The following is a 15,090-nucleotide window of genomic DNA, read 5'->3' on the forward strand; positions in this document are numbered from 1 at the left end:
ATGTACAATTATGCATAACACTCTTGCTCATTTAGCAACAAAAGCGATGTATTAAGGCTGTTTCGTTTCTTTAGTGAGTTCGACAGTGGGGAAATTTACTCTGTTGAAGGGGAAAGATTGAGATTCTCTGCGGATTGTGACAGTCACCCTGCAGATGAGGTACTATCGCGGGCAGAATTCGACAATAAACTTGCGGTGCCGATCCGCTGACGCCCAGTGATCGCCATTCCAGAGTCTGAGGATATTTGAGTAATGAGTGATTTGACTCATGACGGTGCAGAACGCTTACCGCTGCACACCTTTACTGAAAACGCCTATCTGAACTATTCCATGTACGTCATCATGGATCGGGCGTTGCCATTTATCGGCGATGGTTTGAAACCCGTCCAGCGGCGCATTGTTTATGCGATGTCTGAACTGGGGCTAAGCAATAGCGCGAAATTCAAAAAATCTGCTCGTACTGTGGGTGACGTGCTGGGTAAATATCATCCTCATGGCGACAGCGCTTGTTATGAGGCGATGGTCCTGATGGCGCAGCCATTCTCTTACCGCTATCCGCTGGTGGATGGGCAAGGGAACTGGGGGGCACCAGATGATCCTAAGTCTTTTGCGGCGATGCGTTACACCGAATCACGTCTGTCAAAATACGCCGAAGTTTTGTTGAGCGAGCTAGGCCAAGGTACGGTTGATTGGGTGCCAAACTTCGACGGCACCATGCAGGAGCCGAAAATGCTGCCTGCACGCCTGCCGAACATTTTGCTCAACGGCACCACAGGTATTGCTGTCGGGATGGCAACCGATATTCCACCTCATAACGTACGTGAAGTTGCTCAGGCGGTGATCGCACTTATCGATAAACCTGCGACGTCGCTCGAAGAATTGCTGGAATTCGTGCAAGGGCCAGATTTCCCAACGGAAGCTGAGATCATTACGCCTCGTAATGAAATTCGTAAAATTTACGAGAATGGCCGTGGCTCTGTACGTATGCGGGCATTGTGGAAGAAAGAAGACGGTAGTGCGGTTATTACCGCATTGCCGCATCAGGTTTCCGGTGCCAAAGTGTTGGAACAAATTGCCAGCCAGATGCGCGCTAAGAAATTGCCGATGGTCGAAGATTTGCGTGATGAATCTGACCATGAAAACCCGACTCGCCTAGTTATTGTTCCGCGTACTAACCGAGTCGATCTGGATCAAGTGATGCACCATCTGTTCGCCACGACAGATCTGGAAAGAAGCTACCGCATCAATATGAATATGATCGGTTTGGATCATCGTCCATCAGTCAAAGGGCTGTTGGAGATCCTCACCGAGTGGCTGGTCTTCCGTCGTCAAACTGTGCGTAACCGATTGAACTACCGTTTGGAAAAGGTACTGAAGCGGTTGCATATTTTAGAAGGTTTATTGATTGCCTTCCTAAACATTGATGAAGTTATTCGTATCATCCGCACTGAAGATGAACCGAAACCGTTGCTGATGCAGCATTTTGGTATCTCTGAGACGCAGGCTGAAGCGATCCTCGAACTGAAACTCCGCCATTTAGCCAAACTGGAAGAGATGAAGATTCGTGGTGAGCAGGATGAACTGGCTAAAGAACGTGATCAATTGCAGGCATTGTTAGCATCAGAACGCAAACTTAATACTCTGATCAAAAAAGAGATTCAAGCTGATGCCGAGGCCTATGGCGATGAACGTCGTTCGCCATTGACTGAACGCGCTGAAGCGAAAGCCATGAGTGATCATGACATTGTGCCTTCTGAACCGGTGACCATCGTATTGTCTGAAATGGGCTGGGTGCGCAGTGCCAAAGGCCATGATATTGACCCGAGCGGGCTAAGTTATAAAGCGGGTGACAGCTTCCGTGCAGCCGCTCGTGGCATGAGTAACCAGCCCGTGGTGTTTATTGATTCAACGGGTCGTAGTTATGCGTTAGATCCGCTGACGTTACCTTCTGCTCGTGGGCAAGGGGAACCGCTGACCGGTAAATTGACGCCACCGCCGGGCGCGACCATTGAGCAGGTCTTAATGGCTCCGGATGACCAGAAATTATTAATGGCTTCGGATGCGGGCTATGGCTTTGTTTGCACTTTCAATGATTTGGTTGCTAAAAACCGAGCCGGTAAAACAATGATCACGTTGCCGGAGAATGCTAAGGCACTGCCGCCATTAGAAATTCATGGCCCAGATGATATGTTGTTATCCATCACGGCTGCTGGGCGTATGTTAATGTTCCCTGTTGCTGATTTACCTGAATTATCAAAAGGTAAAGGGAATAAGATTGTATCAATTCCTGGCGCGCAAGCGGCCGCAGGTGAAGATCGTCTGGCGTGGCTATTTGTGTTGCCGCCGCAAACTTCAGTGACACTGCACTTTGGGAAACGTAAATTAACGCTACGACCTGAAGATTTGCAGAAATTCCGTGCTGAACGAGGCCGTAAAGGTTCACCGTTGCCTCGAGGGCTGCAACGTATTGATCGTGTAGATATTGATGCACCAGCGCCGGCAGCACCAGCAGAGGGTGATGCCTAATATCCTAAGTGACTGGAATCTCAGAAAGGGACTAGCGGGTAAAAAGGTACTAGCGGGTAAATGTAACAGGCGGCGCGCGCATTTTGCGCGCGTTGTCGCGTAACATGATAATGGCAAGCAATCAGCGCGGTTTTTTGTTGCTAAGCCGTTATACTAGCGTCGATTAGGTGTCTAAGAGTCAGTGTTTAAGAGGGTGTTATGTTATTAATTTTGCGCACGGTACTGGCTGTTTTATATTGTGTTCTGGTGTGTGTGTTTGGTTCTATTTATTGCCTATTTAGGCCGCGTAATCCGCGTAATCTCGCCACGTTTGCCCATCTATTTGGCCGGATGTCTGTGCTGTTTGGCATTACGGTTGAACAACGCATACCCAAAGAGGCTGCTGATTACGGCACCTGTATTTATATCGCTAACCATCAAAATAATTACGATATGGTCACCATGTCGAATGTGGTTCAATCCGGTACGGTGACCGTGGGTAAAAAGAGTTTATTATGGGTGCCATTATTTGGCCCACTTTACTGGTTGACCGGAAATTTGCTCATCGATCGCGATAATCGCGCTAAAGCGCACGGCACTATCGCTCAGGTTGTTGAGCAGGTACAAAAAAGAAATGTCTCTATCTGGATGTTCCCAGAAGGTACTCGTAGCCGTGGCCGCGGGTTATTGCCATTTAAGACCGGCGCTTTTCATGCCGCTATAGCTGCGGGTGTGCCGATTGTGCCGATTTGTGTCTCGAGCACAAACCACATCAACCTCAATCGTTGGTCCAACGGCAAAGTGATTGTAGAAATCATGCCGCCAGTAGATACCTCAGGTTATGGCAAAGAGCGAGTGCGCGAGTTGTCAGAGCATTGTCGCAATTTAATGCTGGCTAAAATTGAGCAACTCGATGCGGAAATTGCCCAAGAGTCACAACAGGCGGCGATTGAAAAGTAGTCTATTAGTTGCGGCGGGTCAGTGAGTACGCCTCGCTATAAGATTGAAATTGGCCTTGATTCAAGCGAATTTTGGTTGAAGTGAAATTTGGGTTTTCATTTAAGCGGCCTCGGCCGTGAGCGTTTTGCCGTGCTTCAGCGTTATTCGCAGTCAGGCAAAATATTGCAGTAGATTTGATTGTGGTTTTCACGGAGAAGATATGTCACTCAGTCGTCGCCAGTTCATTCAGGCCACGGGCTTAGCGCTAGGTGCTGGCTCGTTGCCATTGAGGGCACAGGCTAATAGCACCAAACAACCCTCGCTACCAGTTCCCCCTTTGCTGGAGTCCCGTCGCGGTCAACCGTTGTTTTTGACCTTACAGCGAGCGCACTGGGCATTTAGTGGTGGTCAGAAAGCGGCTGTTTGGGGCATTAACGGCATGTATTTGGGGCCGACCGTCAGGGTTTTCAGTGGCGATGACGTCAAACTCATTTACAGCAATCGTTTGACTGAGCCGGTATCCATGACGATAAGTGGGCTGCAAGTCCCAGGTACGTTAATGGGGGGCGCGGCCCGTATGATTTCTCCTGGTTCCGATTGGTCGCCGGTATTACCTATAAGGCAAGCGGCGGCGACCCTTTGGTATCATGCTAATACACCCAACCGCATGGCTCCGCATGTTTATAACGGGCTGGCGGGTATGTGGCTGGTGGAAGATGCCACTAGCAAAGGGATGCCTTTGCCGAACCATTACGGCGTTGATGATTTCCCGATTATTATTCAGGATAAGCGGCTAGATAACTTTGGCGTACCGGAATACGACCCACCTGCTAAAGGGGGATTTGTCGGTGATACGTTGCTGGTTAACGGAGTGCAAAGCCCGTTTGTAGAAGTTTCTCGTGGTTGGGTGCGCTTACGTTTACTTAATGCCTCTAACTCACGCCGTTATACCTTACAACTTAGTGATGGTCGCCCACTCCATGTTGTTGCCAGTGACCAAGGGTTCCTGCCCGCGCCAGTCGCCGTGCAGCAACTTTCGCTGGCCCCAGGCGAGCGGCGTGAAGTTGTCATCGATATGTCGCAAGGCAGTGAAGTCTCCATCACTGCGGGCGATTCCGCTGGCATTATGGATCGCCTGCGCGGTTTATTTGAGCCATCCAGTATTTTGATTTCTACCTTGGTTTTGACCTTAAAACCGACGGGCTTGCTGCCATTAGTGACTGATAATCTCCCTATGCGCTTACTCGCTGATCAGATTCTAGATGGCAGCGTGGTTCGTTCACGCGAGTTCAGGTTGGGGGATGATTTGCCGGGTATCAATGGCGTTATCTGGGATATGGGGCGCGTTGATGCTCAGGCACAGCAAGGGACTTGGGAACGTTGGACGTTACACGCTGATATGCCACAAGCATTCCATATCCAAGGCGTCTCTTTCTTAGTGAAGAAAGTAAACGGCGCATCTGCAATGGCCGAAGATCGCGGTTGGAAAGATACTGTCTGGGTTGATGGTGATGTGGAGCTGCTGGTGTATTTCAATCAAGTGTCTTCTGAACACTTCCCGTTCTTGTTCCACAGCCAAACGCTTGAGATGGCGGATCGCGGTTCAGCGGGGCAGTTGGTGACGGCGGCAGCACCGTAGAAAGAATACGCACCTTAATCGCCAAATGGGCCATGAGCGTGGCCCCTTTGGAAACCCGCGCTTGCGCACGTATCGCTTGCCTGCTTCGCAGGTTCCCTCACTCATCGTTTCGGCTGACGGACGGCTTTATTCGCATCCCTGCTCATGGCGCCTAAAACGGGCGTCCTGCCCGTTTTCCTTGCCTTCACTCTTCATTCGGCAGCTCAAATGTGCTTTTAAACTTCAAGGTCAACACCATGATTTTTAGGTCTTGGGTCTTGACCTTAAGCGCAATCAGAAAAATTGCCGACAAAGCTTGCAGGCCGAATGAGCCGCATGGACGCGGCGAAAGGGGCTGTCGAGCTGGGAGCGAGTCAGCACCGGTTCGATAAGCCGGCAAGCTGCAGGAGGGGATGGCGAAGCCACAATATTTCGCGCAAAGGCGCAGGTGTTGGGCCGCCGCCCTGCGGCCCGACTCGGTTGAGGCGACACAGGCAAAGTGATCACCGAACGAATAGCAACCGAAACCAGATCCGGTCTTCAACCGAAACTAGATCCAACCCTCATTGAAATTGAAACCAAAACCACCATTATCCTTCCTCTTCTAATGGATAAATGCGTATAATCCCCGCCCGGTGATGATTTCTTAACCCGAACCACCTCAACTTTCCCCAATTCGAAGAGTGTTGCCATGAGTACCAGCCTGATCCAACCAGAACGTGACCTATTCTCCTATCAGCCATATTGGGCTGAATGCTACGGCACTGCGCCATTCTTGCCGATGTCACGGGAGGAAATGGACGTACTAGGCTGGGACAGCTGCGATATTATTGTCATCACTGGTGATGCTTATGTTGATCACCCAAGTTTCGGAATGGCTATCATTGGTCGGATGCTAGAGGCCCAAGGCTTCCGCGTGGGCATTATCGCTCAGCCAGATTGGACCAATAAAAATGATTTCATGCGCCTTGGTGAGCCGAATCTGTTTTTTGGTGTGACCGCCGGAAACATGGACTCGATGATCAACCGTTACACGGCTGACCGAAAGTTGCGTCATGACGATGCCTATACGCCCGATAATGAAAGCGGTAAGCGACCAGACCGTGCCACATTGGTCTATAGCCAGCGCTGCAAAGAAGCCTATAGCCATGTGCCTGTCTTGCTCGGCGGTATTGAGGCCAGCTTGCGGCGCATTGCCCATTACGATTATTGGTCAGACACAGTACGCCGTTCGGTTATCGTGGATGCGAAAGCAGATATGTTGGTCTACGGTAATGGCGAGCGGCCACTGGTTGAAGTTGCGCATCGTCTGGCAGCCGGTGAGAAAATCGCCGACATTCAAGATGTTCGTAACACGGTCGTGATGCGCAAAACGGCGCTACCAGGCTGGAGTGGGGTAGATTCTACCCGTATAGATAACCCCGGCCGTATTGAAGCTATCCCCAATCCATATGGCGAAGATTTACCCTGCGCAACGAATGAGATCCCTGAGCCGGAAGCTAAACCTGTTACTGTGCGTGCCGCCAAGCCCAAGCCATGGGAGAAAACCTATGTCTTGCTGCCTTCCTATGAAAAAGTGAAAGCAGACAAAGTGTTATATGCGCATACATCGCGGATTTTGCATCATGAAACGAACCCCGGTTGCGCTCGTGCATTGATGCAAAAACATGGCGACCGCTATATTTGGATCAATCCGCCAGCCATTCCGCTGAGCACAGACGAGATGGACAGCGTTTTCGGGCTCCCTTATCAGCGTGTGCCGCATCCTTCTTATGGGAAATCACCTATCCCAGCGTACGACATGATTCGCTTCTCGGTTAACATCATGCGCGGATGCTATGGCGGCTGTTCATTCTGCTCCATTACTGAGCATGAAGGGCGTATTATTCAGAGTCGTTCAGAGGATTCCATTATTCGCGAGATCGAAGAGATTCGCGATAAAGTGCCTGGTTTTACCGGCATTATTTCCGATCTAGGTGGCCCGACAGCGAACATGTATATGTTACGTTGCCAATCACCGCGTGCTGAACAAACGTGCCGCCGCGCATCTTGCGTTTATCCTGATATTTGCCAGCACATGGACACCAACCACGAGCCGACCATTTCCCTCTATCGGCGGGCGCGTGATTTGAAAGGGATCAAAAAGATCCTGATTGCCTCAGGGGTACGTTACGATATTGCAGTTGAAGACCCACGTTATATCAAAGAATTAGCCAGCCACCATGTGGGCGGTTATTTGAAAATAGCGCCGGAACACACGGAGGAAGGGCCACTTTCCAAAATGATGAAACCGGGCATGGGCAGCTATCAACGCTTTAAAGAGCTATTTGATACCTACTCTAAGCAAGCGGGTAAAGAGCAGTATTTGATCCCTTACTTCATCTCTGCCCATCCGGGGACGGAAGATAAGGACATGGTTAATTTGGCGCTGTGGTTGAAGAAAAACCGATTCCGTTTGGATCAGGTGCAGAACTTCTATCCTTCGCCATTGGCGAACTCCACCACCATGTATTACACCGGTAAAAACCCGCTGTCGAAAGTTGGTTATAAAAGTGAAGATGTCGTGGTGCCAAAAGGCGATCGCCAGCGGCGGTTACATAAAGCATTGTTGCGCTATCATGATCCAGCTAACTGGCCAATGATTCGCGATGCATTAAGCGATATGGGGATGCAGCACCTGATTGGTAGCCGCCGTGAGTGCTTGGTACCCGCAGCGACGATTGAAGAGCAACGTGAAGCTCGCCGTGCGCTGCGCCATCATACGCCAGCGCTCACTAAACATACGTCAATCACTCGTCAGCGTCAGCCTGGTGGTCGAACACATGCCGTGCCAGCGGGGAAAAAACCGCCTTCAGCTAGTGGCGCAACAGCACCTAAATCAGCAGGTAGTAAAACCGGCGCAAATAGAGCGCCGGTGAATAAGCCGTCAGGGACGAGCAAAGGCAAAACAAAACCTCATTGAGCTGAAAATCACATCTGAATCAGCCGTCAGACCCGAAGACAGCCGGGTCTGGCCCTAATCGTTTACCACAATCTAACTTCGAAATTGCCGTCAACTCATCTTTGTGCAGTTTGAAGTCAAACACGTCGAAATTTTCCTTAATACGCGCTGGTGTGACTGATTTTGGAATCACAATCAGCCCGCAATCAAGATGCCATCGGATCACAATTTGTGCCGGCGTTTTGCTGTATTTTTGCGCTAACTGGCGAATAATCTCTTGATCAAAAACACCCTGGCCTCCTTGCGCTAAGGGGCTCCAAGACTCAGTTGCAATATGATGAGTGGCATTCCAAGCATGGATCTGGCGCTGTTGTAGCAGTGGATGCAGTTCAATCTGATTGAGCGTAGGCGCAACCCCCGTTTCATCAATCAATCGTTGTAGATGCGGGATATTGAAGTTACAGACGCCAATACTGCGGATCAAACCTTGTGCTTTTAAGGCGATAAGTTCACGCCAAGCACTGACATAATGATCCTGTGCGGGAACCGGCCAATGGATGAGATAGAGATCGACATAATCGAGCTGAAGTTTTTGCAGGCTCTCTTCGAGCCCCTGTTTTGGGTTACGTTGGCTATCATTCCACAGTTTAGTGGTCACAAATAGCTCTTCCCGGGCGACGTTTGCCTCTTTTATTGCCTTGCCGACGCCTTCTTCATTTTTATAAATAGCCGCGGTATCCACCGACCGATAGCCCACCTCTAAAGCCTTGCTGACAGCAAGCTGCGTTTCTTCAATACTTGCCTGCCAAACGCCAAGGCCAAGTTGTGGCATCAGATTGCCATCGTGCAATTTGATAATGGGTTGCGTCGACATGTTTATCTCCTTAGCTTACAGACTGGGCTACTCCAGCCCGGTGACCGATAGTGTAAGTTTAGTCGTGATCATCATAATTATTAGCTTGGTTGGTATTTATCGCGTGTGGGAAATTATCAACGTTAACAGGTCTATCATTGGCACTGGCCTGCCACTGAGATAGGAGGAGCGTAATGTGCGGCAATAATCCAAAGCCTAGCAGTAAATAATAATTTCGCCCACTATGGAAGGCGAAAATAATGAATCACTGGTTGGCTGAAAACATGACATCTGCGCAATGCCTTCAGCCATGATCTGGGGCCAGCCTACGCGGCTCCCATTACATCATTTTAGACAGCAGCTTCGTAGATACGTTTACTCTCTGCTAGCGTGATATCACCGTGTTCACCCAGTTGAGTCATTCCATGCTCTTCCAATTTCTTGATCAAGTCAGGAATGGAACTACCATCGAGTTTGTAGGCAGATAGGCGAGTCGCGACACCCATGCTTTCAAAGAAATGACGAGTGGCTTCAATCGCGGCATCAATGCGTTGATCTTCAGTTCCCTCACGCAGACCCCATACACGCTCGGCATATTGCAGCAGTTTGGTGCGTTTCTGCTCTTTTTTCGCCACCAACAGTGCAGGCAATACCACGGCCAGTGTTTGTGCATGATCGAGGCCATGGCGAGCGGTGAGTTCATGGCCGAGCATATGGGTTGCCCAATCTTGCGGCACACCAGCACCAATCAGCCCATTTAATGCCATGGTTGCGCTCCACATAATATTGGCGCGTACAGCGTAATTTTCTGGGTCGGTCAGCGCTTTAGGACCATCCTCAATCAAGGTTAATAGCAGACCTTCAGCAAAACGGTCTTGTACTTTTGCATCAACGGGGTAAGTCAGGTATTGCTCAATGGTATGAACAAATGCATCGACTACCCCATTAGCGACCTGACGCGGTGGCAGGCTATAGGTGACCACAGGGTCCAATATGGCAAACAGTGGTTGTACATGTGGTGAGAAGAAGTGTTGTTTGTCACCAGTGCTACGACGGCTGATAACTGCGCCGCTGTTGGTTTCAGATCCCGTCGCGGGTAAGGTCAATACTGACCCCATCGGCAATGCTTCAGTGATAGCGCTGCCTGTCGTTTCTAGAATGTGCCAGGGATCCTGCGGATAGTTGACGGCCGCAGCAATGAATTTGGTGCCATCAAGAACTGAGCCTCCACCCACAGCTAACAGGAAGTTGATCTTTTCTGCGCGGATAAGCTCAACTGCTTTCATCAATGTTTCATAGGTCGGGTTAGGTTCAATACCGCCAAACTCCAAGAAATCAAAGCCTTTCAGTGCATCATGGACTTGGTCTAACACGCCATTTTGCTTAATGCTGCCGCCACCATAGGTGATCAAAATACGGGCATCAGCAGGAATTTCTTTGCTCAACTGCGCTATCTGGCCAGTACCAAACAGCACCTTAGTCGGGGTATGAAGGGTAAAGTTTTGCATAATTTGTCTTCCTGTGTTGTCAGTTTTATTGTCAGCCATTGTCGGCAACTTAGCGTGATACCTCAATGCACATTTCTGCCTTGCTCTTGCCTATTTCTCCAAAGCGCTGTAGAAAACACGATAAATACGGCACAATTTATGTCAGATCGTTTCCGATGATAGATTGCCTTAGATAGCAGAAGCAGGTGAAAGCATAATGACAGAGGTGAATGATATTCAAGCGCAGATGGCGGAGAAGATTACCCGTTTGGCAAAGGGTAATGGCTTAACACTTTCCGCAGTACCGAAGGTGAAAATCCTGTACTCCACCGTTCATCAGCCGCGTACACCGGTCATGTACACCCCCAGTGTGGTGATTATATTCCAGGGGCATAAAGTCGGTTATTTGGGCAGTAAAGTGTTTCGTTATGACCCGAAAAACTACCTGATTTTGACAGTGCCATTGCCGTTTGAATGTGAAACTTTTGCTAGCCCAGAAATACCACTGGCGGGCATTTCAATTCATATCGATAGCCAAATGCTACAGGATTTACTCATCGATATTGGTGATGATGAGCTGGACAAACCCTTCGGTAATGCGTCAGGCGTTAACTCATCTGCGCTCACAGATGAAATGCTGTGTGCTACCGAACGGTTGCTAGATGTGATGTCCCAACCCCGTGATGCCAGAGTCTTAGGGCCACAAATTGTGCGTGAAATTCTCTATTATGTGCTTTGTGGTCAGTGCGGTGGGGCATTGCAGGCGTTAGTGAATCGACACGGGCACTTTAATCAAATTACAAAGACATTACGGCGGATTGAACATCAGTTTGCAGATAATCTTAATGTGGAGCAATTAGCCGCCGATGTGAATATGAGTGTTTCTGCATTCCATCACAACTTTAAAGCGGTAACCAATACTTCTCCTTTGCAATATCTGAAATCTTATCGGTTGCATCGTGCGCGGATGATGATGTTACACGACGGCCTAAAGGCCAGCACCGCCGCAAACAAAGTGGGGTATGAAAGTGCGTCACAGTTCAGTCGTGAATTTAAACGTTACTTCGGCCACACCCCCAGCGAAGAGGTTGCCAAGTTGCGCACCAACTGAGTATGACGGTTGCGTTATTCCGTCGCGCTTTTACGTTTACACCACACCAGCACCAGTGTGCCGACCAAACCGACCAATAACAAAACAATCGGTAAAATCATCAGTGCGGTCATGACCTGATTTTCATAATGCTTAACTAACGGGATGTGGCTCAGCGCGAAGCCCAGCCCCACGACGCTGCCAACCCATAACAGCCCACTGAGCCAGTTAAAGAATTGAAAACGCGCACTGTTCAGGCCAGAAATACCGGCAAGTGTGGGCAACAGGGTACGCACAAAAGCGAGAAAACGGCCAATAATCAGGGCTGCCAAACCATGGCGAACAAACAAGGTATGGGCACGTTGACGATAATGAACCGGTAATTGTAGCAGCCACCTTTTGACGACTTTGGTATCGCCTAACCATAATCCCTGCAAGTAACTTAGCCAACAACCGAGGCTGGCCGCCAAGGTCAGAATGATAAGGGTGGGTAAGAACCCCATGACGCCCTTGGCGATTAAGGCCCCTGCCAATAGCAATAAGCTATCACCGGGTAAGAAAGAAGCTGGCAGCAGACCGTTTTCTAAAAATAGGGTGGTAAAGAGAATGCCATAAATGACCCAAATCACATTTGGATCAGCAAGTTTACTAAAATCCTGCTGCCATAAGGCATTTAGGATTTCGTGTAATACATCCATTTCTATTCCTGTTCGCCTATCGTGTGAGGATATTATCTTTAAGTGCTAATGCCAGTCACGATGAGGACCTTAACGACTTATGTTTATAAGGGCAATATAGTGTATCCGCATTGGCGCTTATCCACATTGATCTTATCCTCAATAAATGAATTTTGAGTGTCTATCTACGTGCTATTGATATTATTTTTGTAAGAGAGAATTAATGCGCGGGTGCTGTCACCGCGCATTGACACATCATGATGAAGGAGGTGGTTTACTACACTGTTTTAATGCGCTCAAACCCTGCCGTCAAGTCGTCCTGCAAATCTTGAACATTCTCTAAGCCAATGTGCAGACGGAACAAGGTCCCTTTAAGCTCTTCACCTTCATATCGGCGGATTGCACGGATATCTTTCGGCTGATAACCCAGAATGAGGGATTCAAAACCGCCCCATGAGTAAGCCATGCTGAAATGGGTGAAATGGTCGAGATAGGTTTCTAACTGCTCTTGGGATAACTGTTCTTTTAATTCAAAAGAGAATAAACCGTTACAGCCAGTGAAGTCGCGTAGATAAAATTCATGTCCTTTGCAGCTCGGCAGTGCAGGGTGATAGACCGCCGCGACCTCTGGGCGTTGAGCTAACCAGTTGGCAATCTCAATACTGTTTTTTTCATGCTGCTTTAAACGAACACTCAGTGTGCGCAGCCCACGGCTTGCCAGATAGGCCGTATCAGCATCGACCATTTGCCCCATCAGATATGAATCTTCCCGTAGTTGCTCCCAACAGCGGGCATTGGCAACTGCGATCCCCAACATCGCGTCGGAATGACCAATAATATATTTAGTTCCTGATTGGATGGAGATATCAATATCGAAATCCAGCGCTCTAAAGAGCACACCTGCAGCCCAAGTATTGTCCATCATAATGACCATATTCGGCGAAACGGCACGAATTGCGCGAACCATTGCTGGAATATCTTGTATTTCCATGGTGATGGAGCCGGGAGACTCCAGGAACACGACTCTGGTTTCTGGTGTGATGAGGTCAGCTATACCGGCACCAATCATCGGGTCAAAATAGGTGGTGGTGACATTCATGCGCGTCAAAATTTTATCGCAGAAACTTTGTGCAGGTTCATAGGCCGAACCCGTCATCAGTACATGGTCACCTGCGGAAACAAAGGACAAAATCGCATTGCTGATTGCAGCTGCGCCACAAGGATATAGGACGCAACCTGCGCCCCCTTCCAGCTCAGTCATCGCCTCCTGCAAGGAGAAATGAGTAAGAGTGCCTCTACGGCCATAGAAGAGTTCACCATTTCCCCGATTGATAGTGGCATGTTTTTTTGCTTTAACGGTGTCGAAAACTAAAGATGATGCCCGTTGAATCACGGTATTGACCGAGCCTTGGGTGAATTTTTTACGCCTGCCCGCGCTGACCAGGTGTGTTTCAAGTTTTTCTGAGGTTGGTTTGTTTGCAGACATGATTTCCTTATGACCTTTTTATCAGCGATGCCCAAGCTTCATTGGCGAGCATGTATAGGGGACGTTATTTAGTACGTTAACATGATGAATGGTGCGTGGACGTAGCTTTTAGCATGAAAAAAACTCAAGAGGGTGACCCGCTATATTCTGTGGTTTTATCATGGGAAAATGCTGTGTATGTGACGAAATAGGATATTTATTAGAGGGCTATAAGCAATGACGTTCGATGTTGCCAATATATCACCGTGTTAAATCAATTAATGACCTCTGTTTACGATTAGTGTCACTTGCGCTGTACAGCCAACAATTGAAGCCTGCTCGTTAAGTAACGTAGTCCCTGATATTTGGCGAATTCTTTTTTTTTCTCAAAAAAACGGCGTAAACACTAATGATAATTACTATCAATCCCTCATTTGTTTGATATGATCGGCACCTAGATTTCGTCCTTAAATTGAAATGCATATTGGGTGGAGGCACAGCGTGAAAACAGCTGGCAAAGAAATTAATGAAAAGTCATTCGCCAAAGGTCGAGTGATGACAGGGGTGGTGGCATTATTGCTGGTGGCCGGTTTAGCAGGTCATGTGCAGGCTGCACCAAGTAACGGTAGCGCCGTTGCTTCATCTGTTGCGTCAGCAACCTCAACAGAAGCAACAACAGCAACATCGACCCCGCTTCCGGCACCTGAAATTACCCCCGCCGCTGAAGCCGCAATCAATACAAATGTTAGCCCTACACCGATGGTCCAGCCTTTGACTGCGCCTGCTCCACAAGGTTTGGCGATGGATTTATCTGTTTGGGGTATGTATCAGCATGCCGATGTGGTGGTTAAAGGTGTCATGATTGGCTTGGTATTAGCGTCAATTGTCACTTGGACCATCTTGTTCTCTAAAGGGACTGAGCTATATCGCGCACGTCGCCGTTTACGACAAGAACATGAAGTTATTGGCGCAGTGACTGATTTGGACACTGCATCCGAACGAGCGGAAGTGTTTGCCGCAGATAGCATCAGCAGCCAATTACTGCGTGAAGCTCAGAATGAACGTTTGCTATCGGCGGAATCGAGCGACAACAACGGCATCAAAGAACGTACGGCTTTTCGTTTAGAGCGTCGAGTTGCTGCTATTGGCCGCCAAATGGGTAAAGGCAACGGTTTCCTTGCCACTATCGGTGCAATCTCACCCTTTGTTGGGTTGTTTGGCACGGTATGGGGCATCATGAACAGCTTTATTGGTATTGCACATTCCCAGACCACGAATTTGGCCGTTGTCGCCCCCGGTATTGCTGAAGCTCTGTTGGCGACAGCATTAGGCTTAGTCGCGGCAATCCCTGCGGTGGTTATCTACAATATCTTTGCTCGCTTGATTGGTTCTTATCGTGCACAAGTCGGTGATGTTGCAGCACAGGTGTTATTGCTGTTAAGCCGTGACCTTGACCTGAACAGCAGCGCAGAAGCAAAGTCATCTAAGCAGCCTCACCAATTGCGTGCGGGGTGA

General features: G+C 48.9%; 10 protein-coding genes. 6 read left to right on the top strand and 4 right to left on the bottom strand.

The window, feature by feature from the left end; genetic code table 11:
• Nucleotides 1-252: 252 nt before the first annotated feature.
• From parC to DA391_RS02880, 4 genes are all read left to right on the top strand, one after another.
• A complete protein-coding gene (gene parC / locus DA391_RS02855) occupies nucleotides 253-2,526 on the top strand; it encodes a DNA topoisomerase IV subunit A (RefSeq protein ID WP_050083792.1) in 2,274 nt (757 codons plus the stop codon).
• Between the two features lie 198 nt (nucleotides 2,527-2,724).
• On the top strand, nucleotides 2,725-3,465 hold the full coding sequence (locus DA391_RS02860) for a 1-acylglycerol-3-phosphate O-acyltransferase (protein ID WP_050874423.1): 741 nt from the start codon (nucleotides 2,725-2,727) through the stop codon (nucleotides 3,463-3,465).
• A 199-nt stretch (nucleotides 3,466-3,664) separates the two neighbouring features.
• Complete coding sequence (ftsP, locus tag DA391_RS02870; RefSeq protein WP_050083790.1) at nucleotides 3,665-5,083, top strand: cell division protein FtsP; 1,419 nt, start codon at nucleotides 3,665-3,667, stop codon at nucleotides 5,081-5,083.
• A gap of 670 nt (nucleotides 5,084-5,753) precedes the next feature.
• Complete coding sequence (locus DA391_RS02880; RefSeq protein ID WP_050083771.1) at nucleotides 5,754-8,024, top strand: YgiQ family radical SAM protein; 2,271 nt, start codon at nucleotides 5,754-5,756, stop codon at nucleotides 8,022-8,024.
• 19 nt (nucleotides 8,025-8,043) lie between these two features.
• Here DA391_RS02880 and dkgA read toward each other — a convergent pair whose 3' ends face one another.
• Both dkgA and yqhD read right to left on the bottom strand, forming a co-directional pair.
• Nucleotides 8,044-8,877 (bottom strand): 2,5-didehydrogluconate reductase DkgA, encoded by an 834-nt coding sequence (dkgA, locus tag DA391_RS02885; protein WP_050083770.1) that lies wholly within the window; start codon nucleotides 8,875-8,877, stop codon nucleotides 8,044-8,046.
• Between the two features lie 329 nt (nucleotides 8,878-9,206).
• Entirely contained in the window at nucleotides 9,207-10,364 is a 1,158-nt protein-coding gene (yqhD, locus tag DA391_RS02890; RefSeq protein WP_108087344.1) for an alcohol dehydrogenase, read from the bottom strand.
• Between the two features lie 196 nt (nucleotides 10,365-10,560).
• Between yqhD and DA391_RS02895 the strand changes: the two genes are divergently transcribed.
• Nucleotides 10,561-11,454, top strand: coding sequence for an AraC family transcriptional regulator (locus DA391_RS02895; RefSeq protein ID WP_050287395.1), 894 nt, complete (start codon nucleotides 10,561-10,563; stop codon nucleotides 11,452-11,454).
• 14 nt (nucleotides 11,455-11,468) lie between these two features.
• On the opposite strand, the gene DA391_RS02900 is transcribed toward DA391_RS02895, so the two are convergent.
• Together DA391_RS02900 and metC are read right to left on the bottom strand one after the other, a co-directional pair.
• Complete coding sequence (locus DA391_RS02900; RefSeq protein WP_019212541.1) at nucleotides 11,469-12,131, bottom strand: DedA family protein; 663 nt, start codon at nucleotides 12,129-12,131, stop codon at nucleotides 11,469-11,471.
• A 256-nt stretch (nucleotides 12,132-12,387) separates the two neighbouring features.
• Nucleotides 12,388-13,596: a cystathionine beta-lyase gene (gene metC, locus DA391_RS02905; protein WP_050083767.1), complete on the bottom strand. Its 1,209-nt coding sequence runs from the start codon at nucleotides 13,594-13,596 to the stop codon at nucleotides 12,388-12,390.
• Between the two features lie 480 nt (nucleotides 13,597-14,076).
• Between metC and exbB the strand changes: the two genes are divergently transcribed.
• Nucleotides 14,077-15,090: a tol-pal system-associated acyl-CoA thioesterase gene (exbB, locus tag DA391_RS02910; protein WP_072096323.1), complete on the top strand. Its 1,014-nt coding sequence runs from the start codon at nucleotides 14,077-14,079 to the stop codon at nucleotides 15,088-15,090.

It is taken from the genome of Yersinia massiliensis (genome assembly GCF_003048255.1).
Taxonomy (GTDB): domain Bacteria; phylum Pseudomonadota; class Gammaproteobacteria; order Enterobacterales; family Enterobacteriaceae; genus Yersinia; species Yersinia massiliensis_A.